Here is a 24,100-nt window from a genome sequence, read left to right on the forward strand (position 1 = left end):
AGGGCTGTATTTTTCCGCCTTACGGGACTAAGGGACCGCGCAAAGCCGTCCTGCCCTTTGCCCAGAGAAAGCCCTGTCCCCATGACTGACGTCACCATCAAGCGCGCCCTCCTGTCCGTGTCCGACAAGTCGGGCCTCATCGAACTGGGCACGGCATTGGGCAAGCATGGCGTCGAACTGGTGTCGACCGGCGGCACGGCGAAGGCGCTGCGCGAAGCGGGGCTGGAGGTGAAGGATATTTCCGACCTCACCGGCTTCCCCGAAATGATGGACGGCCGCGTCAAGACGCTGCACCCCAAGGTGCATGGCGGCCTGCTCGCCGTGCGCAACAATGCCGAGCATGTGGCGTCGATGAACGAGCATGCAATCGGCGCGATCGATCTGGTGGTCGTCAACCTCTATCCCTTCGCCGCGACGGTGGCCAAGGGGGCGGACCGCGACGAAATCATCGAGAATATCGACATTGGCGGCCCGTCGATGGTCCGTTCGGCCGCGAAGAATCATGAGAGCGTCGCGATCGTCACCGATCCGGCCGACTATGCCCGCCTGATCGAAGAGATGGAGCAGAAGGGCGGCGCGACCAGCTATGATTTCCGCCGGATGCTCGCGGCCAAGGCCTATGCCGCCACCGCCGCCTATGATTCGATGATCGCCAGCTGGTTCGCCTTCGCCGATCAGGGCGTGATGTTCCCCGAAACGCTGGCGGTGTCGAGCAAGCTGGGCGCGACGCTGCGCTATGGCGAAAATCCCCACCAGTCGGCCGCGCTCTATCTGCCCGTCGGTCCTTCGGCCAAGGGCATCGCCCAGGCCGAGCAGATTCAGGGCAAGGAACTGAGCTACAATAATTATAATGACGCCGACGCGGCGCTGGAGCTGGTCAGCGAATTCCGCGACGGCCCGCCGACCGTGGTGATCGTGAAGCATGCCAATCCCTGTGGCGTGGCCACCGGCGAGACGCTGATCGAAGCCTATGAAGCGGCGCTCGCCTGCGACAGCGTCTCGGCATTCGGCGGCATCATCGCGGTCAACCGCCCGCTCGATGGCCCGACCGCCGAGGCGATCAGCGGCATCTTCACCGAAGTTGTCGCTGCACCCGATGCGGATGACGCGGCCAAGGCGATCTTCGCAAAGAAGAAGAACCTCCGCCTGCTGCTGACCGGCGACCTGCCCGATCCGGCGCGCGCCGGCCTCCAGATCAAGAGCATCGCGGGCGGCCTGCTGGTCCAGAGCCGTGACAATGGCAAGGTGGATCGCGATGCCCTGAAGGTCGTGACCAAGCGTGCGCCGACCGATCAGGAGTTGAAGGACTGCCTGTTCGCCTGGACGGTGGCCAAGCATGTGAAGTCCAACGCCATCGTCTATGCCAAGGATGGCAGCACGGCGGGCGTGGGCGCGGGCCAGATGAACCGCCTCGAATCCGCGCGCATCGCCGCGTGGAAGGCGAAGGACGCCGCCGAAAAGGCCGGCTGGGCCACGCCCCGCACGATCGGTTCGGCGGTCGCCTCCGACGCTTTCTTCCCCTTTGCCGACGGCCTGCTGGCGGCGGTGGAAGCCGGCGCGACGGCGGTGATCCAGCCGGGCGGCTCGATCCGCGACGAAGATGTCATCGCGGCGGCCGACGAAGCGGGTCTGGCGATGGTCTTCACCGGCATGCGCCACTTCCGACACTGAGTTTTAGGGCGTCAGCGCGGCCTTGCTTTGAGCCAGGCCGCGCAGGCGTCATCCCCGGTGCCCATGCCATCCGGGTCGGCGCCCGCGAGGCCGCCGTTGCAGGGGTAATCGGGATCGGAATAGCTGTGCCAGTCGTACAGCCGAGGAAAGAAATCAGCCGGGCCATAGGCGAGAGCCAGACGATGCACATCGCGGGCAAGCTGCGACAAGGGATTATCTGATCCCCTTTCATTTGCATTCGCAGTCATGGAACCGATCTTCCCCTTGCGGACCTGCTCAAACTCCAGGCCTGTGCCATCCGTCATCCCGAATCGTCGGCCGCGCCAGCTTGGCAACCTGTCATTGAAAGACTGGATGGCGTCGCGATAATCCTCCTCCGGCACATAAAATGCGCGCAGTTCCAACCCAATCAGTTCTCCCTCGTTATCTGTCGCACTGCGCCAAACATGCACGGCGATGATCCGGCAGCGCCTTTTGATCTCTTCGTCGCTGAAATCGAGATCCCGCCACATCATCAGACAACCCGCCGGCTGCGGCGTGAAGTCCAGCACATAGTCGTAAAGGCCGAAAGACGGCGCGACCTGCAATCGCATGGCGCCGTCCTGCGTCAGCGCCGGCAATTTTAACTTGGCTCTTTCAGCGACATAGCTGTCCTTCGATGGACCATCGACATATTGGCCCGTGCGCTTCGGGCCACCCACCATCTCCACGAGCCAGTCCGGCATGGCGTTATAAGAACAGCCTGCCAGCATCGGCAGCAGGAGCAGGACGGGCAAGAGGCGGGTCAGGCGCATGGCCCTGCATCCCGCGACGGGCCAGTGAAGGTCAAGCGCCAAAACCCTTCGCAGCTGCAAAAATCGCGGAAAACCGCCATTTTTTGTCAAGTGGCCTCTTTTCAACAATGGCCTGTGCACTTATTTAGAGCAGGACCCTACTTCCACGGCAGACGTGGGGCAGACCATGAATCTGTTCGACAGGAGACACAGGATGAGCAACAAGACGCTGGTGGCGCTGACCGCCGCATTGGCCCTTGCGCTGCCCGGCGCGGCGATGGCTGGCAGCAATGACATGGATGTGGTGGTGGACGGCCATGCCGGCACCGAAACCCGCAGCCTTTCCGTATCGCTGGCCGACCTCAATCTGGCCAGCAGCCATGGCATGCGCCGCGCCGATTCGCGTCTGGTGCGCGCGTCCAAGCAGGTGTGCGGCTATGTGAACGGCTCCGTCATCCCCGTGACCAACGATTATCGCGAATGTTTCGGCACCGCGATCGAAGGCGCGCGCAGCGACCTGAATTCCCTGGCCCAGCGCCAGAGCTGAACAAGCTCCCCCGCACGAAGGGGACTGCAGGGGCCGCTCCACGCAATGTGGGGCGGCCTTTCGCATTTCGGCCCGCTTTTCCGGCGATCATCATGCTTACCGGCCGTTAACCAGTCCTTAGATGATTTCGTTCACTCCCGACATCATTGACCGACCTCCCGGGGGATTGACCTACCATGCTGCGTACCGACCAAAGCGTAGACGTTGCCATCATCGGCGCTGGACCGGCGGGCCTGACCGCTGCCTATCTGCTGACAAAGCAGGGACTTAGCGTAACCGTGATCGAAAAAGACCCGATCTATGTCGGCGGCATCAGCCGCACCGTCGAGCTGAACGGCTTTCGATTCGACATTGGCGGGCACCGATTCTTCTCCAAATCGCAGCAGGTCGTGGACCTGTGGAACGAGATATTGCCCGACGACTTCATCCAGCGTCCGCGCATGAGCCGCATCTATTATGAAGGCAAATTCTACAGCTATCCGCTGCGCGCGTTCGAGGCGCTGTGGAATCTGGGCGTATGGCGCTCGACCCTGTGCATGGCGAGCTTTGCCAAGGCGAAGCTGTTCCCCAACCGCAATATCAAGTCGTTCCAGGACTGGACCGTCAACGCCTTCGGCCACAAGCTCTTCTCCATCTTCTTCAAGACCTATACGGAGAAGGTCTGGGGCATGCCCTGCGACGAAATGTCGGCCGACTGGGCGGCACAGCGCATCAAGGGCCTGTCGCTCTGGGGCGCGGTAACGGACGGCCTGAAGCGCTCGCTGGGCCTGAACAAAAAGCCCAATGACGGTATGGCGACCAAGACGCTGCTGGAAACCTTCCGCTATCCGCGCCTTGGCCCCGGCATGATGTGGGAAGCCGCACGCGACCGCGTGGTCGAGGGCGGCAATCAGGTGCTGATGGCGCACAGCTTCAAGCGGCTGGAAGAAGACCAGACGGGCGATGGCTGGCGACTGGTGGCCGAAGGGCCGGATGGCGATGTCGTCATCAACGCCGCCCATGTCATCAGCTCCGCGCCGATGCGCGAGTTGGCGGGCCGCATCCATCCGCTGCCAGCGACCCTGCCCGAAGCGATGGACCTCAAATATCGCGACTTCCTGACCGTGGCGCTGATGGTGAAGGGCGAGGATATCTTCCCCGACAACTGGATCTATATCCACGATCCCAAGGTGCAGGTCGGCCGCATCCAGAATTTCCGCAGTTGGTCGCCCGAAATGGTGCCGGACCCGACGCTGGCCTGCGTGGGCCTGGAATATTTCTGCTTCGAAGGCGACGGCCTGTGGGTATCCGACGATGCCGACCTGATCGCGCTGGCGACGAAGGAAATGGCGGCGCTGGGCCTGTGCGATCCCAAGGATGTGGTCGGCGGCGCGGTGGTGCGGCAGGAAAAGGCCTATCCGGTCTATGACGACGCCTATGCCGCCAATGTGCTGGCGATGCGCACCGAACTGGAAACGCGCTATCCCACGCTGCACATGGTCGGCCGCAACGGCATGCACCGCTATAATAATCAGGACCATGCGATGATGACGGCGATGCTGACCGTCCGCAACATCGTGGCCGGCAAGCGCGTCCATGACGTGTGGCAGGTCAATGAGGACGCCGAATATCATGAGGCGGGCGACGAAGGTCAGGATGCGGCGACGCATGCAGACACGCAGGCCGCCCTGTCCAGCGTCCGCGCTGTCCCGGCCCGGCTGAAGGCCGCCTGAGCCGGTGAGCGCGCTGTTTCGGGCTGTCGCACGACGCGCCGGCACGATCGGCGCGCAGTTCATGATCGCCCGCTATCTGCTGGCGAGCATCTGCGCCCTGTCGCTGGACATGGCCCTGTTTCTGGGCCTGTCCCGCGCGGGATTGCCCAATGCGATCGCGGCGACCGGCGGCTATGGCGCAGGGCTGTTGCTGCACTGGGTGATCAGTACGCGCTTCGTCTTCGCCTGCGAGCGTCCCAGCCACACGCAACGCATCGCCTTCGTCGCGAGCGCCGCCGTGGGCCTGCTGGTGACGATCATCATCATCGAATTTCTGTCTCGTCTGGGACTTGGGCAGGCGATCTCGAAGCTCTTCGCCATCCCGGTCAGTTTTGGAGCCGTCTATGCGATCCGCAAATATGGCGTTTTCGGCACTGCCTGAAGACCGCGCCCAAAAGAGCTGGCCGATGAACTGGCTGGCTAATCCCGGCCGGATCGCCTGTATCGCCTTCCTCCTTTGCTGCATCGTGCTGATCGGCTGTGCCGAGCATCTGACGACGCTCAGTTTCTTCGATCCGGACGACGCCCTGCGGCTGGAGGAGGTGCGCAACTGGATCGGCGGCCAACCCTGGTTCGACGTGACGCAATATCGCGTCAATCCCCCGGCCGGCGCGCCGATGCACTGGTCGCGGATCGTCGACCTGCCGATCGCCGCCATAATCCTGATCGCCCGGCCGCTGACCGGGCCGATCGGCGCCGAACTGTTCGCCACGATCATCGTGCCGCTGATGCTGCTGGCTGGGCTGACCTTTGCCACCTATGGCACCAATAAATGGATCGGCGGTCGTCCTGCTGCGCTACTCGGCACGCTGATGCTGCTGACGACACCCTCCATTCTGGTCCAGTTTCGCCCCTTCCGCATCGATCATCATGGCTGGCAGATCATGCTGGCGGGCTTTGCCCTCTACGGCCTGTTCGATCCCCGCGCGCGGCGGGGCGGCATCGTCATGGGCTGCGCGCTGGCAACATGGCTGGCCATTTCCAGCGAAGGCCTGCCCTATGTCGCGCTGTTCCTGGGCATAGCGGGTATCCTCTATCTGCGATCGGCGCGCGAGGCGGACCGGCTGCTCTGGGCCGCGATCACACTCGGCGCGGCGGGCCTCCTGCTGGCGGTCGCGACGCGCGGCCTGATCCCGCTCCAGGCGGTGCAGTGCGACGCGCTGACCGTGCCTTATCTCTTCCCGATCCTGGCGTTGGCAATCGCGATGCCGATGGCCTGCCGTCTGATCGGCCATGCCGACTGGCGGCACCGGCTGATCGTCGGCGCGCTGGGCGCGGGGGCGGCGGCCGTCACGCTGCTGATCGTGGGTGGCCCCTGTCTGTCGGGCGATCCGTTCCAGACGCTGGGGCCGCTGGCCTATCGGGTCTGGTATGTGTCGATCATGGAAGGGCGCCCGGTCTGGGAACAGGATATCTTCCGCATGGGCGGGATCATCGTGCCGCCGGTCGGTGGACTGGTGGCGACGCTGATCGCAGCCTATGCCAACCGCAAGGATAGCGAGGCGCTGACCCGCTGGCTGGCCATGGCGCTGGTGCTGGCGGGCGCCACGCTGGTCGCAGTGATGGTGATGCGCGCGCTGTCGGTCGCGCATCTGATGAGCATTCCGGGCCTGACCTGGCTGGTGCTGGCGCTGTTCGCCAAGGCCCAATCATCGCGCCATGCCATCTGCCGCGTGCTGGGCACGACGGCGCTGGTGGTGCTGACCCCGTTCGGGCTGAGCGCGGCCTGGGTGGGGACCGCCACCCTGCTCGAAAGCCCGGCCGACGCGGCGCAGGCGCAGGAGAAGGACACGGTCTGCAAGCCCGACATGGCGATGCCCGCTGTGCAGGCCCTGCCCCCGTCGATGCTGTTCGCGCCGCTCGACATCGGCCCCACCATCCTGATCCGCACCGATCATCGCATCGTCGCGACCGGCCATCATCGCAATGCCAGCGGTATCAGCACGGTCATTCGCGGCTTTATCGCCCGGCCGGATGCGGCGCGCGCCGTCATCGCCAGCGTCAATGGCGGCAAGGGCGCGGATTATCTGCTGACCTGCGGCGACCTCAACGAATATCGCTATTATGTGAAGCTGGCGCCCCATGGCCTTGCCGCGCAACTGGCGCAGGGCAAGGTGCCGGACTGGCTGGAACCGATGCCGGGCAAGGGCATGCTGCGCCTCTACAAGATCAGGCGGGACTGAAGGCCATGGCCACGCCGTTCATGCAATAGCGTTTGCCGGTCGGCCGTGGACCATCGTCGAACACATGGCCCAGATGCCCGCCGCAGCGCGCGCAATGGACTTCGGTGCGGACTTCCCCCAGGCCAAGATCGCGGCTGGTGCCCACCGCCTTGGGCAGCGGCGCCCAGAAGCTGGGCCAGCCTGTGCCACTGTCGAACTTCGTCTTCGAACTGAAGAGTTTCTGGTCGCAGCCGGCACAGGAAAACAGCCCGGCGCGATGTTCCCGATTGAGCGGGCTGGTGTCGGGATATTCGGTCGCCTGCTGTCGCAGCACCTTATAGGCCCAGGGCGACAGCTTCTTGCGCCATTGCGCATCGCTCAGGGTAAAGGGATAGGCCGCCTCCGCCGCGTCGGGGAGGAGTTGCCAAAGGACAAGAGCACAGGCGCCGGTCGCGACGCCACTCAGGAAATGCCGCCGGTTCATGTTCCCTTCCTAAAGGCGTCAGCCTGTCGCTGGTCTGAACAGATTCTTCCACCAGCGCCCGCCCGACTGCATCACATGGCGGCGGAACAGCAACACGCCGACCCGGATGATCAAAGCGACGAAGGCCGCCTGCCAGAGCAAAGCCACCAGATGCGGCCACAGTGTCGCATCCTGCCCCGCCCGCGCGATCATGGCGAAGGGCGAACTGAAGGGGAAGATGCAGGCCGCCACCTCCGCCGGGGAACCCATATGGTCGACCGCATAGCTGGCGAAGAAGAAGATCAGCATCTGCCCCATGGTGATCGGCATGTTGAGCGTCTGCACTTCGCGCACTGTCGCCGCCTGCGCGCCGATGCCCAGGAACAGCGAGCCGAGCAGCGTATAAGCCATGCCGAAATAGAGGACGGCCAGCATCAGAAAGATCGGCCAGCCCACCGCCGGGGTCGGCAGCCGCGTCGCATGGCCGCCGATCGCCTCGAATATGGCGAAGGCGGTGCCGCCCCAGAAGGCGATGCCCACGAAGCTCATCGCCAGCATCGCCATCAGCTTGCCCAGGAAGATCGCGTCGATCGGCACGGCGGCCGCCAATATCTCGATGATCTTGTTCGTCTTTTCCTCGACCAGATTGGACAGGATCATGCCCGCCAGCAGGATGGTGAGGAAGAACATCACCACCTGCGCGATGCGGCCGATGATCAGGCGCCCCTGCGCCTGCGCGCCCAGACTCCTGCTCACTTCCTGCCGTTCCACGGTGATGAAGCGCAGCGTCCGTTCCGCCTGCGCGGCGGTGGAGAGCAGGCCGATATCGCCCTGTAGCTTGTCGAGATCCTCCGCCTTGCCGGTCAGCACCGGATGGGCGATCGATCCGCTCAGGATCGCCACCACTTCGCTATCGGTCCGGGCAAGTTGCACGCGCGGGCTGGGCGTTGCGGGCACGCGGCGCAGGCGCGGCAGGCTCTGGTCGCCCATGCGCTGGCTCAGCCGGTCATGCGCCCGCTCGATCGCCGCATTATCCTGCCCCGTCAGCGCCAGCCCGACGACGGGGCGCAGGTCGGTGCTGGAAATCTTGTCGCCAAGGCCGCCAAAGGCAAAGCCGATCAGGATCGGCAGCAATGGCCCCAGCAGGAAGAGGATGAAGGTGCGCGACAGCACGACGGCGGTGAAATCCCGTCGGGCGATGACGAAGGCGGCGCGCCACAATTCCTTCATGCCGGTTCCTCCGCTGCGTCCTGCTGCACCATCTGCTTGGCCACTGCGGCCCCGGCGATGGCGACGAAAGCGTCATGCAGGCCCGGCCGCTCGATCGACAGGCTTTCAATCCCCGCCTGCCCGTCGATCAGGGCGCGCAGCAATGGCTCGATCCCCTCATCGGGCAGAGCGAAATGCCAGCCATCCTCTTCCCGCACCATATCGGCGGGCAGCGCGGCGCGCCATGGGCCATCGTCGGCGCGGGTACGCAGCCGCACCTGCGACCGCAGCCGATCACGCGCGTCGCCCGGCGTCCCTTCGAACCGGATGCGCCCGCCCGCGACGATGGCGATCCGCTCGCACAGCCGTTCGGCATGGGCGATGACATGGGTCGAGAAAAGGATGGTGACGCCATTGCGCGCCTGCTGGCGGATCAGCGCCTCCAGTTTCTCCTGATTGATCGCGTCGAGCCCGGAAAATGGCTCGTCCAGCACGATCAGGCGAGGTTCGTGGATGATGGTGCCGAATAATTGCACCGTCTGCGCCATGCCCTTGGACAATTGGCGGATCGGCTTGTCGATCGCCGCGCCCATGCCATGGCCCTCCAGCATCGCTTTCGCCCGTTCGCGCCCGACATGCAGCGGCAGACCGCGCAGCGCCCCCATGAAGGCGATCGCCTCAAAGGCCTTCATCGACGGATACAGCCCCCGTTCCTCAGGCAGATAGCCGACCGCGCGGGCCATGCGCAAAGGCTGCGCCTCGCCCAGCAGGGTGCGATACCCCTCATCCGGGTCGACAATGCCCAGCAGGGTGCGGAGCAGGGTGGTCTTGCCCGCGCCATTGGGGCCAAGCACGCCATAGATGGAACCCGCCGGCACCTGTATGTCGATGCCGTCGACCGCACGGAAACTGCCGAACGTCTTGACAAGCCCATGGCCTTCGACGGCATAGGCGGAGGGTGCAGCGGTGGACGATGCCGATATGTCGCCGATCATCCTGCCCTGATAGTCTGGACCCGTGTCTGTGGAAACCGAAACCTTGGAACAGCGCCTGAAGGCGGAAGCGCTGCGGCTGGGCTTTGCCGCCTGCCGCATCGCGCGCGCCGATGCAGCGCCCAAAACCGGGGAAAGGCTGCGCGAATGGCTGGACGCGGGCTATCATGGCGACATGCTGTGGATGGAGGAGCGGTCCGAACAGCGCGGATCGCCCACGGGCCTGTGGCCCGACGTGCGCAGCGTGATCATGCTGGGCATGAGCTATGCGCCGGGGCGCGATCCGCTGGCGCTGGCGGACGTGCCGGACCGGGCGCGCTTTTCCGTCTATGCGCAGGGCAAGGATTATCATGACGTCGTCAAGAAAGCGCTGAAGGCGCTGGCCCGCTGGCTGGTGGAACAGCAGCCCGGCGCGCTCAAGGTCTTCGTGGATACAGCGCCGGTCATGGAAAAGCCTTTGGCCGCAGGCGCCGGGCTGGGCTGGCAGGGCAAGCACAGCAATCTCGTCAGCCGCGACCATGGCAGCTGGCTGTTCCTGGGCGCGATCTACAGCGAACTGGCGCTGGAGGCCGACGGGCCGGAGCGCGACCATTGCGGCAGTTGCACCGCCTGTCAGGCCGCCTGCCCGACCGACGCCTTCCCCGCGCCCTACAAGGTGGATGCGCGGCGCTGCATCTCCTACCTCACCATCGAGCATAAGGGGCCGATCCCGGAGGAACTGCGTGCCGGGATCGGCAACCGCGTCTATGGTTGCGACGATTGCCTGGCCGTCTGCCCGTGGAACAAGTTCGCCGATGCGGCAGCGGCCAACCGGGCGTTCGTCGGCCGGGCGGAACTGGCCGCGCCGGCAATCGGCGATCTGCTCGATCTGGACGATGCGACCTTCCGCGAGATTTTCTCCGGCTCCCCGATCAAGCGCATCGGCCGCAACCGCATGGTCCGCAACGCCGCCATCGCGGCAGGCAATAGCGGCGATCCAAGGCTGCTGGCGCGGCTGGAGGCACTGGTCGGGGATGCGGACGCGGTGGTGGCGGAGGCCGCGGAGTGGGCGATCGGGAAATTATCTCCTTCTCCCTGAGGGAGAAGGATACGCAGCCTTGGCGACGAAGGAGCCTAGGCGAAGTTGGATGAGGGGAATTGGCGCTAGACTTGCGTGATTGCGAGAGCTTGCAACCCCATCCTATTCCCCTTCCAAAATAGGATTTGCTCTGGTCTATCGTGATGGATGAACCAGCATCTTTTCCACACCCGCCTGAACCGGCCGTCATCCTCCGTCGGCTATGACCAAACCGGTGCGTCGCCGGCGCGCGACAGGCGCGTGGGCGTGACCCTGCCTCCAGACCATTGTGACCCAGGAGGCGCGTCGCGGGCGCGTCGCAGGCGCGTCATGGGGGCGAAACTGTGGATTTTCGTCGAAACAGCCCGACGACACTGTGAACTTCGGGACTATGACCCTGTCAGTCCGCCTATTTCGCCTGAAGCGCGGTGGCGCAAGCGGCGGGATCGACGTCCACGCCAGTCGGGGAGCGGGCGTCGACATGGGTGACGACCGGCTCCTTGCCGCGCGCGGGCGCGTAGAGATAGGCGTCGAGCACGCAGCGGCCATTGCCAAATTGCAGCTTGCGCACCGTCGTCTCGCGAATGTCGAGCCGGGGCTGGCCGAACAACTGCGTCAGATGGCGGGCATCCGTTCCCAGCAGCGGCCCCTGCTTGGTGAAGGCACTGGCAGGCGGGCCGGGTGGCGGCTGTATCTGCGTTGCCGGGGGAACGATCGTGCCCGCGCCGCACGCCGCCAGCGGCAGGGCCAGCAAGGTAATAAGGCTCGAACGGAGGGTCTTCATGATTTCGTCTTTCGTCCGAGCAGCATGTGCACCGCCATAGCCGCGCTGAAGATCGGCGCAAGCAGGTTGGCCAGCGGGACGAGGAACAGAAGCGCCGAAACGAGGCCCATGAGCCACCGGCCGCTGCGCGACAGCGGCGGGAGCGTGGGATGACGCGGCTCCACCATGTCGGCCATGTCGCGGCCGAGCAGATAGGCGTTCAGGGCCAGGAACAGACCGATCGTGCCGATCCCCGTCACCAGCAGCAGCACATAGGCGGGCAGCGCGACGATGTTCCAGCCGATCGTCCGCCCGACCGAGGCAAGCGCAAAGCGCAGGCTGCGCGCCCAGCCGACCGGGCGGGCGGTGACATGGGGGTAATCCTCCTGCTCGATCGCCTCGATAATATCGTCGGCGAACAGGCCCATCACCGCCATCGCCGTGGCGCGGAACAGCAGCCATCCCGCCGCGACCATCACCAGCGCGGTCGCCGTCGCTTCGCCAAAAGCACCCCAGCTTTCGCCGCCGCCCCAGCCGAAATACAGCCGCAGCGCATGGAATCCGGCCCACAGCGCGGCCGCCAGCAGCGCGAACAGCAGCAATGTCAGGATGATCGTCTTGCCCATCAGGCGCAGCGCTGCGCCATGGAAGATGGAAGGAAAAGCGCGCAGGGCGGCGGTCAGGACCATGGCCCTGCTATCGCCCCGCCCCGTCGCAAGGTCAATCAGCGTCGTTGCATGGCGCGGCGCGGGCCGGTAGAGACGACGCAATTTTATTCTCCTCCCAAGACAAGGATATTGCGTGACCGCTTCCGCACCCACTCTTGATGTCGTTGCGATCGGCAATGCCATCGTCGACGTTCTTGCCCGCAGCGACGACGCCTTTCTGGCGCAACATGCGCTGACCAAGGGGGGCATGCAGCTGATCGACGCCGCCATGGCCGAAACGCTCTATGCCGACATGCCGCAGGCGAAGGAAATCAGCGGTGGCTCGGCCGCCAACACGCTGGCCGGGCTGGCCGCGCTGGGCAAGAAGTGCGGCTTCATCGGTCAGGTGAACGAGGATCAGCTGGGCGCGGTGTTCGCGCATGACGTGCGGGCGCTGGGCATCCGTTTCGACACGCCGGTCATGCATGGCGAAGTGCCGACCGCCCGCTGCCTCATCCTGGTGACGCCCGACGCGCAGCGCACGATGAACACCTTCCTGGGCGCATCGCAGTTCCTGCCCGAAGCGGCGGTCGATTTCGACCTGATCCGGTCGGCGAAGATCCTGTATCTGGAAGGCTATCTGTGGGACCCCGAACAGCCCCGTGCGGCGATGCGCGCGGCGATCGACGCGGCGCGCGGCGCGGGCCGCAAGGTCGCCTTCACCCTGTCCGACAATTTCGTGATCGACCGGCATCGCGCCGACTTCATCGACCTGATCGACAATGGCCAGATCGACATCCTCTTTTCCAACGAAGGCGAAATCCAGTCGCTGGCGCAGGTCGATGATTTCGACGCCGCGCTGGCCCGCTTCGCCGACAAGGTGCCGGTGCTGGTGTCGACCCGCAGCGAAAAGGGGGCGGTCGCCATCGTCGATGGTGTGCGCCATGAAGCGCCGGCCGCGCCGGTGTCGCAGATCATCGACACGACCGGCGCGGGCGACCTGTTCGCCGCCGGCTTCCTGGCCGCGCATATCGACGGCCGCAGCGTCGAGGATGCGCTGGCCCTGGGCGCCGCCGCCGCCGCCGAAGTCATCTCTCACTGGGGCGCGCGCCCCGAGGATGATCTGGGCGTGATCCGCGACACGCTGTTCGCCTGATCTGAACAAAAAAGGCCCGCCTCTCCATGGAGAGGCAGGCCTTTTTCCTATTTTGCTGTCCTACAGCCTGCCGCATCGGCGACAGGGGCAGAAGATCAGGCCGGTTTCTGCTTTCGAAACAACGCCCGGTCTTCCGAACCGAAGCCCCAACGCCAGATGACGAGGCCATAGGCGCCCAATATCGCCCAGACGCCGACCGCCAGTTCGACCCATTCGAAACGCTGCGGCAGGGCGACAAAGCCTGCGCCGACGATACAGGCGACCCCCGCCGCGCTCAGCAGCGGCCAGCGCCAGGCGTTGATCGGTGCATCCAGCAGGCGCGAGAGCAGGCGCGCCTTGACGAAGGCGCCGAGTCCCAGCGCAAGACAGAGCGCGAGCGCGGGCGCGGCGGCGATCCACATGGGTTCCATATGCAGGGCGCGCGCCGCGAAGATCAGCGCGAAGCTGAAGGCCGCCTGACAGCCGATCATGACGAGGGAGATCATCAGGTTGCGATGGCGGGCGATATAGACCAGCGCGGATTCGCTAACGACCGCCGTGGCCGCCACCACTTCAGCCAGCAGCAGGAAAGCGAGCGCCCCGGTGCCTCCTACGAAATGCGGGCCGACAAGGCCCATCACCGCTTCCCCCGGAATGCCGAGCGCCAAGGCTATGCCCGCCTGCGCGGCAATGATCCAGAAGCCGACCTGGCTGACCTGCTTGGCGATGGCGGCCAGGTTGTTTTCCGCCAGATTGCGGGTGATGACCGGGCCAAGGATGGGATCGAAGCTGGTCTTGAGCTTCTGCGGCAGGGAGGCGACCTGTTGCGCGACATAATAGATGCCGACCACCGCCGGGCTGACGAAAAGGCCCAATATCGCCATGTCGAGCCGGCGCGATCCCCATTCCACACCATCCGCCGCCGCCAGCGGCAGATTGCGCCGGGCGAGGCGCCAGAGCCGACCCGGATCGGGGCGCCAGCCGGTAGGCAGGCCATAATGGCGAATCATCGGAATGATCGAGGCAATGAAAGCCGCGATCATCGACACGGCATAGGAGAGGATCAGGCCATCGCGCAGCGAATAATAAGCGAAACCGAAGGCGCCGATGCTGATCGCCCATGGCTCGATGATCGACCGCGCCCGTACGGTCGCGCCGACATCGAAGCGATAGGCGCAGGCGGCCAGCGCCACATCCGATCCCGCCACGCCGATCACCACCAGCGCCAGCAACCGGTCCAGCCCGTTGATATTGCTGTTGGGGAACATCGCCTGCGGGAAGGCGATGAGGATCGCAGAGCCGAACAAGGCCGCGAGCAAGGTCACGACCATCGCGTCCGTTACGACATGATTATGCGGCCGCTCCGTCTGCGACAGAGCGCCGGCCAGGCCGCGCTTCAGCCCCAGCGTCGCGATCTGGGCGACGAATTCGACCACCAGCACGGCATAGGCGAAACGGCCCAGCGCTTCGGCGCCATACCAGCGCCCGGCGATGAACAGGAAAGGCAGGCGTGCGGCGAGCCGCAGCAGGAAACCGAAGACATTGGTTCGCCCGCCCTTGGCCAGAGCGGCGATATCATCCTGATCCTTGGATGGGGGCGCCTCTGTCGCCAACGAACTATCAACCCCTTGTGTCATTCTCTGTTGCTATATCTGTTCGTTGTAGGCGCAATGCGGCGGCAGCGCGACGGGTTATTCAGGACGCAGCGGCCGGGCGAGCAGCGCGTCGATGACCTGCGCCAATGGTGCAGCATCCGTCAGCAAAGCGCAGACGGCCTCCACCACCGGCATTTCTACGCCCGCCGCGCGGGCGGCATCGCGCAGGACGGGCGCGGTATGGGCGCCCTCCGCCACGGTACGACGGTTGGAGAGGAGATCGGCGGCGCTTGCCCCCTCGCCCAGTCCCTTGCCGAGCGAGAAGTTGCGCGAATTGGTGGAGGAGCAGGTGAGGACCAGATCGCCAAGGCCCGACAGGCCGCCCAGCGTTTCCGCCCGCGCGCCCCGGGCCAGACCGAAACGAGTCATTTCGGCAAATCCCCGGCTGATGAGCGCCGCACGGGCGTTGAGGCCGAGGCCCGCCCCTTCCGCAACGCCGCAGGCAATGGCGAGCACATTCTTGACCGCGCCCCCGATTTCCGCGCCGATCACATCGTCCGACAGATAGGGGCGGAAGGACGGGCGGGCGATGCGGGCAGCAAGGCGCTGGCCCAATGCCTTATCCTCGCAGGCGAGCGTGATGGCGGTCGGCAGGCCTTTCGCCACTTCATGGGCGAAGGTCGGGCCGGAGAGGACGGCGATGGGCGAGGTCGGCTGCGCCTGTTGCGCGACTTCCGACATCAGCAGGCTGGTGCCCGCCTCTATCCCCTTGGAACAGAGCAGGAGCGGCACGTCGGCGGGCGCCTGCGCCACGACGCTGCGCAGATGCTGGGCGGGGCTCACCACCAGCAGCATCTCGCAATCGTTCAGGTCTTCCAACGCGCCGGTCGCCCGGATCGAAGGCGAGAGCGGGATATTGGCGAGGTAGAGCGGGTTTTCATGGACCGCGTTGATCGCGTCCACCACGTCCGGCTCCAGCGCCCAGAGCGCAACTTCCTGCCTGTCGCTGGCCAGCAATTGCGCCAGCGCCGTACCCCAGGCGCCTGCGCCGATGACTCCCGCTTTCATGCCTTCACTCCTGCACCGCGCGCTTTTTCTGCCGCCGGATCGAGCGGCCAGCGCGGCCGGGCGGGAAATGTAAGATCGTCGACCAGACCCGCCGCAAAGCGCTCCGCCCCCGCCCAGGCAATCATCGCCGCATTGTCGGTGCACAGCCACATGGGCGGCGCGACGAAGGGCAGGTCATGATCGGCGGCCAGCGATTCGAGCGCGGCGCGGATCGGCTGGTTTGCGGCCACGCCCCCCGCCACGACCAGCGCGGTGACGCCTTCGCTCTGCGCCAGCGCCTTGCGCGTGCGGTCGATCAGGCAATCGATCACCGCCTGCTGGAAAGAAGCGGCGATATCTTCGGTCGCATATTGGCCGGACTGGACGGCGCGCATCACCGCGCTCTTGAGGCCGGCGAAGGAAAAATGCGGTTCGGCCGTGCCGACCAGCGGGCGCGGCAGGGGAACGGCCTTAGCATTGCCCCGCGCCGCTGCCTTTTCCACCTGCGGGCCACCGGGATAGCCAAGACCGAGCAGCTTGGCGGTCTTGTCGAAGGCTTCGCCCGCCGCATCGTCAATGGTGGTAGCGAGGCGCACATAGTCGCCCGGCCCCTTCACATGGAGCAACTGGCAATGGCCGCCCGACACGAGCAGCAACAGATAGGGGAATTGCAGGCTCTGGTCGGCGAGGCGCGGCGAGAGCGCATGCCCCTCCAGATGATTGACCGCCACCAGCGGCTTGCCCGCCGCATGGGCCAGCGCCTTGCCGGTGACGAGGCCGACCATCACGCCGCCGATCAGGCCGGGTCCGGCGGTGGCGGCGATCACGTCGACGTCCGCCAGCGTCATCTTCGCATCGGCCAGCGCCGCTTCGATAAGGGGGGCCAGCACTTCCACATGGGCGCGCGCAGCGATTTCGGGCACGACGCCGCCATAGGGACGATGCGCCTCCTCCTGCGTCGCGAGGCGATGCGCGAGAATCCGCCCGTCAGCCGTCACCAGCGCCGCTGCGGTTTCATCGCAGCTCGATTCCAGGCCGAGAATGATGGTCATTGCCGCTTCCATCTAATGACGCTGGCCATTAGAGCAAGCCGCATATGCTTTTCACCGACCGACCGTTGCGCCTGGGCACCAGGGGATCGCCGCTGGCGCTGGCCCAGGCCCATATGACCGCGCAGGCTTTGCGCGCCGCCCATGGCTGGGGTTCGGAGGCGATCGAGATCGTCGCCGTGCAGACCAGCGGCGACCGGATACAGAACCGGGCGCTGGCCGAAATCGGCGGCAAGGCGCTGTGGACCAAGGAACTGGACCGGGCGCTGGTAGAGGGCGAGATCGACTTTGCCGTGCATAGCATGAAGGATGTCGAGACGCTGCGACCGGAGGCCTTCCATATCGCCGCGATGCTGCCGCGTGCCGATGTGTGCGACAAGCTGGTGGGGGTGGAGAGTTTCGCCGCGCTGCCCGCCAATCCGCTGGTCGGCACCAGTTCGCCGCGCCGGGCGGCGCAGGTGAAGCGATTGCGCCCCGATGCGACCATCACCCTGTTTCGCGGCAATGTGGCGACGCGGCTGGCCAAGCTGGATATGGGCGAGGTCCATGCCACCTTGCTGGCGGCGGCGGGCCTTGATCGGCTGGACCAGAGCGATGTCGGCACGCTGATCCCGATCGAGACGATGCTGCCTGCCCCATCGCAGGGCGCGGTTGGCATCGAGGCGCTGGCGGACAATGGGCCTGTGCTGGCGGCACTGGATGCGATCAACCACCGCGACACCTATGACGCGGTGATGACCGAGCGTGCGGTGCTGCGCGGTCTGGGCGGCACATGCCATTCGCCGATCGCGGCGCTGGCGCTGGTCGAGGGTGACGGCCTGTTCCTGCGCGCCGAGATCATCAGCCCGGATGGCAGCGAGACAGTGCGGGAAGAGACGCGGCTGGTACGCGGCGATAATGCGGCGGCAGAGGCGATCGGCCGGACCTTGCTCGATCGCGCCAGCCCGGCGTTGCGCGCCCTGTTCGAGGCGTGAGGCGCGTCCTGATCCTGCGGCCGGAACCGGCAGCGGGCAGAACGGCGGAGAAGGCGCGCGGGCTGGGTATGGACGCGCTGGTGCACCCATTGTTTGCGCCGCAAGTCGTGGCATGGGCGCCGGTCGCGCCGGAAGATTATGACGCGCTGCTGCTGACCAGTGCCAATGGCGTGCGGCTGGCGGGGCCGGGGCTGCATCGGTATCGCGCCTTGCCGGCCTATGCCGTCGGGGCGAAGACAGCGCAGGCGCTGACCGAGGCCGGTTTCTCCGATGTCGTCGCCGGGACCATGGATGGCAGCGCGATCGCCACACAGATTGCTGCGGACGGGCACCGGCGGGTGCTGCATCTGGCGGGGACGACCGTCGCGCCCATACAGGCGGGATCGCTCCATATCGACCGGATCGCGGTCTATAGCATGGCCAGCCTGCCGCCCGATCCGGCTTTGCTGGACATGGCCGTACCGGGATCGATTCTGTTGGTACATTCGCTGCGGGCAGGCGAAAGGCTGGCCGCGCAGATGCCCGAAAGCCGCCGCGGCACGCTGCATGTCATCGCCATCAGCGCAGCGGCCCTGGCGGCATGCGGCACCGGTTGGGCCAGCGCGCAGGCCGCGGCCCTGCCACAGGATGACGAGGTGCTGGCCCTGGCCCGCCGATTGTGCGAATGACGAGACGATGACAGACGAAAGGGCCGGCATGAGCGAAGAGGACGGGGTGGCCAGCATCGGTATGACGACGCCACCCGCGCGCCGGCGTAGCATGCTGCCGCTGCTGATCCTGGCTCTGCTCGCCTTTGCGCTGGGCGTGGTGCTGACCGTCTGGGCCTGGCCGCAGATCCAGCAGCGCTGGGGCGATCCGCAACCGCAGGCGGCCTTGCCGCAACCTCTTCCCGGCACGATGGGGGCGCTGGCAACCGGTCAGGGCGTGACAATGCGACCGCTGACCGCCGATGCGGCGCAGATGCTGGACGCGCGCGTCGTGCAACTGGACGAGCGGCTGAACCGGATCAGCGTGGAGGCACAGGCCGCATCGGGTAATGCCACGCGCGCAGAAGGCCTGCTGGTGGCCTTTGCCGCCCGCCGGGCGCTCGATAGTGGCATGCCGCTTGGTTATATCGAGGGGCAATTGCGACTGCGCTTCGGGCAGGCACAGCCGCGGGCCGTGGCCGCGATCATCAATGCCGCCCGTGCGCCGATGACATTGGCGGACCTGCGCGGCGGCCTGAACGATATTGCCGATCAGGTGGTCAAGACGCCCGCCGACGCCAGTTGGTGGACGGCGCTGGAGCATGAGGCGCGCGAACTGGTGACTATCCACCGGGCCTCCACACCATCGCCGCGTCCACAGGCCGCGATGGAGCGGGCGCTGCGCTATATCGACGGCGGCCGGGTGAGCGCGGCGCTGGCTGAAGTAGAACGCATGCCCGGCAAGGCGGCGGCGGATCGCTGGACGCAGGCGGCACGGCGCTATCTGGAGGCGCGGCGTGCGCTGGACCTGATCGAAACCGCCGCGATATTGGAGCCGCGCGAATTGCGTGCCCCGGAAACCCCGGCCGCCAGCCAGACCGTACCGGCGGCGGCAGCGCCTTGAAGCAGCGCCACCCCGGCGACTGTCACAAACGACGAACCGTTTGATCTGATCGACAAAAGCCATGGACGCGACGGTCCATGTCATGGGAATGTCATCTTTCCATCTGGAAAGAGGTTCCTCCTTTCGTGCCCCCCTATGCCGACGCCATTGCCAGTTTCTGGAAAGATCGCCTGACCGGTGGTCCGCGCGCGGCCGAGCGGCCGGGCATCCAGCAATTGCTGGCCAATATGTCGGTGCCGTTCGATCTGGCACGCACGCGGGCGCAGGCCCCGATGCTGGCGGGCGCGATACGGGGCGATGGGCGGCATATATTGTTGATCCCCGGCCTGCTGGCCTCGGAGCAGCGGATGGAGCCTTTGCGCGCGATTTTGGAAGCGGCGGGCTATCGCGCCCATGGCTGGGACATGGGGCGCAATTTCGGCCCGAAACCTGACAGTCTGGAGCGGATCGACCAGCGGGTCGACGCGATCCGCCGGGGCAATGGCGCGCCGGTGACGCTGGTCGGCTGGAGCCTGGGCGGCCTTTATGCCCGCGAATATGCGAAATTTGCTGCCCACAAGGTGGGCGGCGTGGTGTCGATGGGCACGCCCTTTTCGGGCGATCCGCGCGCCAATCATGCCTGGCGGCTCTATCAGCTGGTGTCAGGCTTTCCGGTCGACCGGCCGCCCTTCCCCTGCACGCGGGAAGAAAAGCCGCCAGTGCCGACCGTGGCTCTATGGTCGCGCCGGGACGGCGTGATCCTGCCCGAATGCGCGCGCGGCCGTGCCGGTGAGCGGGACAAGGCGATCGAGGTGGACTGCACCCATATGGGCTTTGCCGCCGCGCCGGAGGGCATAGCGGCAGTAGGCAAGGCGCTGGAGACGATGCGCGGCTGAGGCCTACCAGCTAGGCACAGCGCTTCGTTCCAATGTGTCGCGCAAATCCCGATCCTGATCGACTGTAAGCGAACGCCGGGGCACAAACTGGTACAGCTTGTCGTTCAGATACAGCAGGTAACATCCGGAAGCCGCAGACCAGCGATGATAACTGCTCCATTCGTTCCGTTGCTGACCATTGGCTGATTGCCAAAAGCAGGCTTCATCCGACCAGCGGACGAGCATTTCGACCTGCTGCGATCTACTTTGTCGAAACAAACGCGCAACCCGACGCGGAAGCAAAATCAAGGTCAGACCAAGAAAGAGTAACACGCCCGACAGCGCTATTGCGCCCATATACAAGCCTTGAGCCAAAGCATCGCCCATCGCTTCTCCAAGAAAGAATAGGAGAGCGGCCATTGTCAGAAAAGCCATGGCGTAGGCGATCACCAAGCGAATGAAGAAACGACGAGACCGAAGCTGCCGCAGATAATTGGCACGAGCGGCAGTCACGAAATCCGCGGCTGTTGGTTCAAAACTGATTTGCTCCGCCATGCCCGCCTTTTCCCTCTGTTAAGCTGCCAAACGGGCCAGCGCCTCTTCCTTCCCGATCAGCGGCAGAAGCTGGCCCATGTCGGGCCCATGGTCCAAACCGGTCAGCGCGCGGCGCAGGGGCAGGAAGAGTGTCTTGCCCTTGCGGCCCGTTTCTTCCTTCAGCGCATTGGTGAGTGTGCGCCAGATGTCTGCATCAAAGGCCGCGGCGCACAGGATGCGGTGGGCGGCGGTCAGGAAATCGCGGTCCTCTTCGGCAACCTCCGGCGCGTCGATCGGGCCGGTGACGATCCGCCACCAGTCGCCCACGCCCGCGACCGTTTCCAGATTGGGGCGGATCGCATCCCATGCCGCTTCCCCCACGCCTTCGGGCAGGCGATCGGCGACGGCGGCATAGGGAAGAAGGTGGACGATCTTCTGGTTGAGGGTCGCCAGTTCGGCTTCATCGAAGCGCGCGGGGGCACGGCCGAAATGGGCGAAGTCGAAGCTGTCGATCAAAGGCCGTATGTCGGCGAAGGGTTCGATCGGCTGAGAGCTACCGAGGCGGGCCAGCAGCGAGGCGATGGCGGATGGCTCCAGCCCGATCTCGCGGAAATGAGCGACACCGAGCGAACCGAGACGCTTGGACAGTTTGCCTTCGCTACCGGTCAGCAGCGCTTCATGGGCGAAGGCCGGGAGTGACGCACCGAGCGCCGTGAACATCTGAATCTGGGTCGCGGTGTTGGAGACATGATCCTCACCGCGCAGGACATGGGTGACGCCCATGTCGACATCATCGATCACCGAGGGGAGCATGTAGAGCCAGGAGCCGTCGGCGCGGCGGATCACCGGGTCGGACAGGAGTTTGGGGTCGAAACGTTGGTCGCCCCGGATCAGGTCGGTCCAGACGATCGGCTGGTCATGGTCCAGCTTGAAGCGCCAGTGGGGCGTGCGGCCTTCGGCTTCATGGGCGGCGATCTGATCCTGGGTCAGCGACAGGGCGGCGCGGTCGTAGACCGGCGGCAGGCCACGGCCGAGCAGGATCTTGCGGCGTAGCTCCAGTTCCTGCTGGGTTTCATAGGCCGGGTAGACATGGCCCGAAGCCTTGAGGGCTTCGAACCGCGCTTCGTAAAGGGCGAAGCGGTCGGACTGTTTTTCCTCGCCATCCCAGCGGAGGCCCAGCCATTGCAGGTCCGCCTTGATCGACTCCGCATATTCGGGGCGCGAGCGTTCGAGGTCGGTATCGTCGAGGCGCAGCATGAAGCGGCCGCCGGACTTGCGCGCCCACAGCCAGTTGTGGAGCGCGGCGCGGATGTTACCGACATGGAGGTGGCCGGTCGGCGACGGGGCGAAGCGGGTGATGACGGTCATAAATCCAACCCGTTCGTGCTGAGTAGGGGCTGAGCTTGTCGAAGTCCCATATCGAAGCATCCTTCGATACGTTGAGCAGGTCGGATTGTCCCCCGGACAATCCTGAACCATCCGGGGGATGGTTCACCTGCTCAATTCGACTTCGCTCAATGGCTACTCAGGACGAACGGCCTTTTCATAGGTTAGATGCTGCGGAAGCCGTTGGTGATCGGATAGCGGCGGTCACGGCCGAAATTGCGGATGCCGAGTTTCACGCCGGGGGGAGACTGGCGGCGCTTATATTCAGCGATGTAGAGCAGGCGCTCGATGCGGGCGACCGTCTCCTTCTCGAAACCGCGCTCGACCAGCTTGTCGACCGACAATTCCTCCTCGACCAGGCCGTAGAGGATCGGATCGAGAATTTCATAGGGCGGCAGGCTGTCATCGTCGCGCTGATTGTCTCGCAGTTCGGCGCTGGGCGGCTTGGTGATGACGCGCTCCGGCATCACCGGGCCAGACGGGCCGAAGCCTTCGCCTAGCGACGGGACATTGTCGTTCCGCCAGCGGCAGAGGTCGAAGACCGTGGTCTTGTAGGCGTCCTTCAGCACCGAATAGCCGCCCGCCATGTCGCCATAGATGGTGGCATAGCCGACCGACATCTCGCTCTTGTTGCCGGTGGTCAGCAGCATATGGCCATATTTGTTGGAAAGGCCCATCAGCGTGACGCCACGAATGCGCGACTGGATATTCTCCTCGGTCAGGTCGCGGCTGCGGCCTTCGAAGACGGGGGCGAGCATCGTGTCGAAGGCGGCGACGGCCGGTTCGATAGGAATCGTGTCGTAGCGGACACCGAGCAGGCGGGCGCATTCGACCGCGTCGTCCAAGCTTTCCTGTGAGGTGAAGCGCGAGGGCATCATGACGCACCAGACGCGATCGGCGCCCAGCGCGTCGACCGCGACAGCGGCGGAGAGGGCGGAGTCGATCCCGCCTGACAGGCCCAGCACCACACCGGGGAAGCGGTTGCGGTTCACATAGTCGCGCAGGCCCAGCACCATGGCGTTGTAGATGTCGGCCGGGCGGGGATCGAGATCATGCTTGTCCCCGGGCAGGCAGACCCACTGGCCGTCCCATTTCTCCCATGTCGTCAGCACCAGCGACTCTTCCCAGTCGGGCAGTTGCTGCGCGAGGGAGAGGTCGCCGTTCATCACGAAGGAGGCGCCGTCGAACACCAGTTCGTCCTGTCCGCCGACACGGTTGAGATAGACGAGCGGCAGGCCGGTTTCGCGCACGCGCGTCCCCGCCACCATGTTCAATCGGCGGTCATCCTTGTCGACTTCGAACGGACTGCCATTGGGGCTGATCAATATTTCCGCGCCTTCGGCTCGCAGATGGGCGGTGACGAAGGGGAACCAGATATCCTCGCAGATGGGGACGCCGATCTTCACGCCCCTGAACAGGATCGGCGCGGGCAGCGGGCCAGGGGCGAACAGGCGCTTTTCATCGAAGGTGCCGTAATTGGGCAGTTCGCGCTTTTGCCGGATCGCGGTGACGGCGCCATTTTCCAGCAGGGCGACGACGTTGAAGAGTACGCCCTGCGAGGCGACGACAGTGCCGACCAGCATCGCCGGGCCGCCATCGGCCGTTTCCTGCGCCATCCGGTCCAGATGATAATTGGCCTGATCGACAAGAGCGGGCTTGAGCACCAGATCTTCGGGCGGATAGCCGATCAGTTGCAGTTCGGGATAGACGATCAGGTCCGCGCCCTGTGCCCGTGCGCGCCATTCCAGCATGGCGTCGGCATTGGCTTTGGGGTCGCCCATATATTGGGACATCTGCGCGAGCGCGATCACGAGTTTGTCGGTCATAGCCGCGCCCTAGTCCATTTTGTCGCAGGGCGCAAAAGCGCCTTTCCACATCGGACATGCGCCGCTAAAGGGGCC

23 protein-coding genes are annotated in these 24,100 nt (G+C 65.3%); 11 read left to right on the forward strand and 12 right to left on the reverse strand.

Annotated features, from left to right (window positions below):
- The first annotated feature begins 81 nt into the window (after nucleotides 1-81).
- The gene (gene purH, locus BMY84_RS07545; protein ID WP_093082525.1) at nucleotides 82-1,671 is read left to right on the forward strand and encodes a bifunctional phosphoribosylaminoimidazolecarboxamide formyltransferase/IMP cyclohydrolase; all 1,590 of its coding nucleotides are present in this window, start codon (nucleotides 82-84) and stop codon (nucleotides 1,669-1,671) included.
- Nucleotides 1,672-1,682: 11 nt separating this feature from the next.
- On the opposite strand, the gene BMY84_RS07550 is transcribed toward purH, so the two are convergent.
- On the reverse strand, nucleotides 1,683-2,465 hold the full coding sequence (locus BMY84_RS07550; protein ID WP_093082528.1) for a hypothetical protein: 783 nt from the start codon (nucleotides 2,463-2,465) through the stop codon (nucleotides 1,683-1,685).
- A gap of 193 nt (nucleotides 2,466-2,658) precedes the next feature.
- Here BMY84_RS07550 and BMY84_RS07555 point away from each other — a divergent pair, with 193 nt between their 5' ends.
- From BMY84_RS07555 to BMY84_RS07570, 4 genes are all read left to right on the forward strand, one after another.
- Nucleotides 2,659-2,991: a UrcA family protein gene (locus BMY84_RS07555; RefSeq protein ID WP_093082531.1), complete on the forward strand. Its 333-nt coding sequence runs from the start codon at nucleotides 2,659-2,661 to the stop codon at nucleotides 2,989-2,991.
- A gap of 176 nt (nucleotides 2,992-3,167) precedes the next feature.
- Nucleotides 3,168-4,703, forward strand: coding sequence for an NAD(P)/FAD-dependent oxidoreductase (locus tag BMY84_RS07560; protein ID WP_093082533.1), 1,536 nt, complete (start codon nucleotides 3,168-3,170; stop codon nucleotides 4,701-4,703).
- A gap of 4 nt (nucleotides 4,704-4,707) precedes the next feature.
- Nucleotides 4,708-5,124, forward strand: a complete 417-nt coding sequence (locus tag BMY84_RS07565) for a GtrA family protein (RefSeq protein ID WP_256215129.1) — start codon at nucleotides 4,708-4,710, stop codon at nucleotides 5,122-5,124.
- 25 nt (nucleotides 5,125-5,149) lie between these two features.
- A complete protein-coding gene (locus BMY84_RS07570; protein WP_143075003.1) occupies nucleotides 5,150-6,925 on the forward strand; it encodes a hypothetical protein in 1,776 nt (591 codons plus the stop codon).
- Here BMY84_RS07570 and msrB read toward each other — a convergent pair.
- Genes msrB through BMY84_RS07585 form a run of 3 tightly spaced genes read right to left on the reverse strand, consistent with a single transcriptional unit; the run spans nucleotide 6,912 to nucleotide 9,571 of the window.
- The gene (gene msrB, locus BMY84_RS07575; RefSeq protein WP_093082536.1) at nucleotides 6,912-7,388 is read right to left on the reverse strand and encodes a peptide-methionine (R)-S-oxide reductase MsrB; all 477 of its coding nucleotides are present in this window, start codon (nucleotides 7,386-7,388) and stop codon (nucleotides 6,912-6,914) included. The two genes, BMY84_RS07570 and msrB, sit on opposite strands and share 14 nt — an antisense overlap.
- Before the next feature lie 18 nt (nucleotides 7,389-7,406).
- Nucleotides 7,407-8,597 (reverse strand): ABC transporter permease, encoded by a 1,191-nt coding sequence (locus BMY84_RS07580; protein ID WP_093082538.1) that lies wholly within the window; start codon nucleotides 8,595-8,597, stop codon nucleotides 7,407-7,409.
- Nucleotides 8,594-9,571, reverse strand: coding sequence for an ABC transporter ATP-binding protein (locus tag BMY84_RS07585; RefSeq protein ID WP_093082541.1), 978 nt, complete (start codon nucleotides 9,569-9,571; stop codon nucleotides 8,594-8,596). Before BMY84_RS07585 ends, BMY84_RS07580 begins: the two co-directional genes overlap by 4 nt.
- A 43-nt stretch (nucleotides 9,572-9,614) precedes the next feature.
- On the opposite strand from BMY84_RS07585, the gene queG reads away from it, so the two are divergent.
- Complete coding sequence (queG, locus tag BMY84_RS07590; protein ID WP_093082785.1) at nucleotides 9,615-10,646, forward strand: tRNA epoxyqueuosine(34) reductase QueG; 1,032 nt, start codon at nucleotides 9,615-9,617, stop codon at nucleotides 10,644-10,646.
- Nucleotides 10,647-11,034: 388 nt separating this feature from the next.
- On the opposite strand, the gene BMY84_RS07595 is transcribed toward queG, so the two are convergent.
- Entirely contained in the window at nucleotides 11,035-11,409 is a 375-nt protein-coding gene (locus tag BMY84_RS07595) for a hypothetical protein (RefSeq protein WP_093082543.1), read from the reverse strand.
- Nucleotides 11,406-12,077 (reverse strand): EI24 domain-containing protein, encoded by a 672-nt coding sequence (locus BMY84_RS07600; protein ID WP_093082788.1) that lies wholly within the window; start codon nucleotides 12,075-12,077, stop codon nucleotides 11,406-11,408. Before BMY84_RS07600 ends, BMY84_RS07595 begins: the two co-directional genes overlap by 4 nt.
- A gap of 112 nt (nucleotides 12,078-12,189) precedes the next feature.
- Here BMY84_RS07600 and BMY84_RS07605 point away from each other — a divergent pair, with 112 nt between their 5' ends.
- The gene (locus BMY84_RS07605; RefSeq protein WP_093082547.1) at nucleotides 12,190-13,191 is read left to right on the forward strand and encodes an adenosine kinase; all 1,002 of its coding nucleotides are present in this window, start codon (nucleotides 12,190-12,192) and stop codon (nucleotides 13,189-13,191) included.
- A 95-nt stretch (nucleotides 13,192-13,286) separates the two neighbouring features.
- On the opposite strand, the gene BMY84_RS07610 is transcribed toward BMY84_RS07605, so the two are convergent.
- The 3 genes from BMY84_RS07610 to tsaD are packed head-to-tail and all read right to left on the reverse strand — an operon-like array spanning nucleotide 13,287 to nucleotide 16,864.
- A complete protein-coding gene (locus tag BMY84_RS07610) occupies nucleotides 13,287-14,807 on the reverse strand; it encodes a lipopolysaccharide biosynthesis protein (protein WP_093082549.1) in 1,521 nt (506 codons plus the stop codon).
- A 54-nt stretch (nucleotides 14,808-14,861) separates the two neighbouring features.
- Complete coding sequence (locus BMY84_RS07615) at nucleotides 14,862-15,833, reverse strand: NAD(P)H-dependent glycerol-3-phosphate dehydrogenase (protein ID WP_093082552.1); 972 nt, start codon at nucleotides 15,831-15,833, stop codon at nucleotides 14,862-14,864.
- The gene (gene tsaD / locus BMY84_RS07620) at nucleotides 15,830-16,864 is read right to left on the reverse strand and encodes a tRNA (adenosine(37)-N6)-threonylcarbamoyltransferase complex transferase subunit TsaD (protein WP_093082790.1); all 1,035 of its coding nucleotides are present in this window, start codon (nucleotides 16,862-16,864) and stop codon (nucleotides 15,830-15,832) included. The genes BMY84_RS07615 and tsaD overlap by 4 nt, the downstream gene beginning before the upstream one ends.
- 44 nt (nucleotides 16,865-16,908) lie before the next feature.
- Here tsaD and hemC point away from each other — a divergent pair, with 44 nt between their 5' ends.
- The 4 genes from hemC to BMY84_RS07640 all read left to right on the forward strand — a co-directional run bounded on the left by hemC (nucleotide 16,909) and on the right by BMY84_RS07640 (nucleotide 20,300).
- A complete protein-coding gene (hemC, locus tag BMY84_RS07625) occupies nucleotides 16,909-17,835 on the forward strand; it encodes a hydroxymethylbilane synthase (protein WP_093082555.1) in 927 nt (308 codons plus the stop codon).
- Complete coding sequence (locus BMY84_RS07630; RefSeq protein WP_093082557.1) at nucleotides 17,832-18,503, forward strand: uroporphyrinogen-III synthase; 672 nt, start codon at nucleotides 17,832-17,834, stop codon at nucleotides 18,501-18,503. Before hemC ends, BMY84_RS07630 begins: the two co-directional genes overlap by 4 nt.
- A 7-nt stretch (nucleotides 18,504-18,510) precedes the next feature.
- Nucleotides 18,511-19,425 (forward strand): hypothetical protein, encoded by a 915-nt coding sequence (locus BMY84_RS07635; RefSeq protein ID WP_256215130.1) that lies wholly within the window; start codon nucleotides 18,511-18,513, stop codon nucleotides 19,423-19,425.
- A 125-nt stretch (nucleotides 19,426-19,550) separates the two neighbouring features.
- Nucleotides 19,551-20,300: an esterase/lipase family protein gene (locus BMY84_RS07640; protein WP_093082560.1), complete on the forward strand. Its 750-nt coding sequence runs from the start codon at nucleotides 19,551-19,553 to the stop codon at nucleotides 20,298-20,300.
- Nucleotides 20,301-20,303: 3 nt separating this feature from the next.
- Here BMY84_RS07640 and BMY84_RS07645 read toward each other — a convergent pair whose 3' ends face one another.
- The 3 genes from BMY84_RS07645 to BMY84_RS07655 all read right to left on the reverse strand — a co-directional run bounded on the left by BMY84_RS07645 (nucleotide 20,304) and on the right by BMY84_RS07655 (nucleotide 24,025).
- The gene (locus BMY84_RS07645) at nucleotides 20,304-20,834 is read right to left on the reverse strand and encodes a YcxB family protein (RefSeq protein ID WP_093082562.1); all 531 of its coding nucleotides are present in this window, start codon (nucleotides 20,832-20,834) and stop codon (nucleotides 20,304-20,306) included.
- 18 nt (nucleotides 20,835-20,852) lie between these two features.
- Nucleotides 20,853-22,181, reverse strand: a complete 1,329-nt coding sequence (gene gltX, locus BMY84_RS07650) for a glutamate--tRNA ligase (RefSeq protein WP_093082565.1) — start codon at nucleotides 22,179-22,181, stop codon at nucleotides 20,853-20,855.
- A 182-nt stretch (nucleotides 22,182-22,363) separates the two neighbouring features.
- The gene (locus tag BMY84_RS07655) at nucleotides 22,364-24,025 is read right to left on the reverse strand and encodes an NAD+ synthase (protein WP_093082567.1); all 1,662 of its coding nucleotides are present in this window, start codon (nucleotides 24,023-24,025) and stop codon (nucleotides 22,364-22,366) included.
- Nucleotides 24,026-24,100 lie beyond the last annotated feature (75 nt).

Origin of the sequence: Sphingobium sp. AP50, from assembly GCF_900109095.1 — a bacterium.
Taxonomy (GTDB): domain Bacteria; phylum Pseudomonadota; class Alphaproteobacteria; order Sphingomonadales; family Sphingomonadaceae; genus Sphingobium.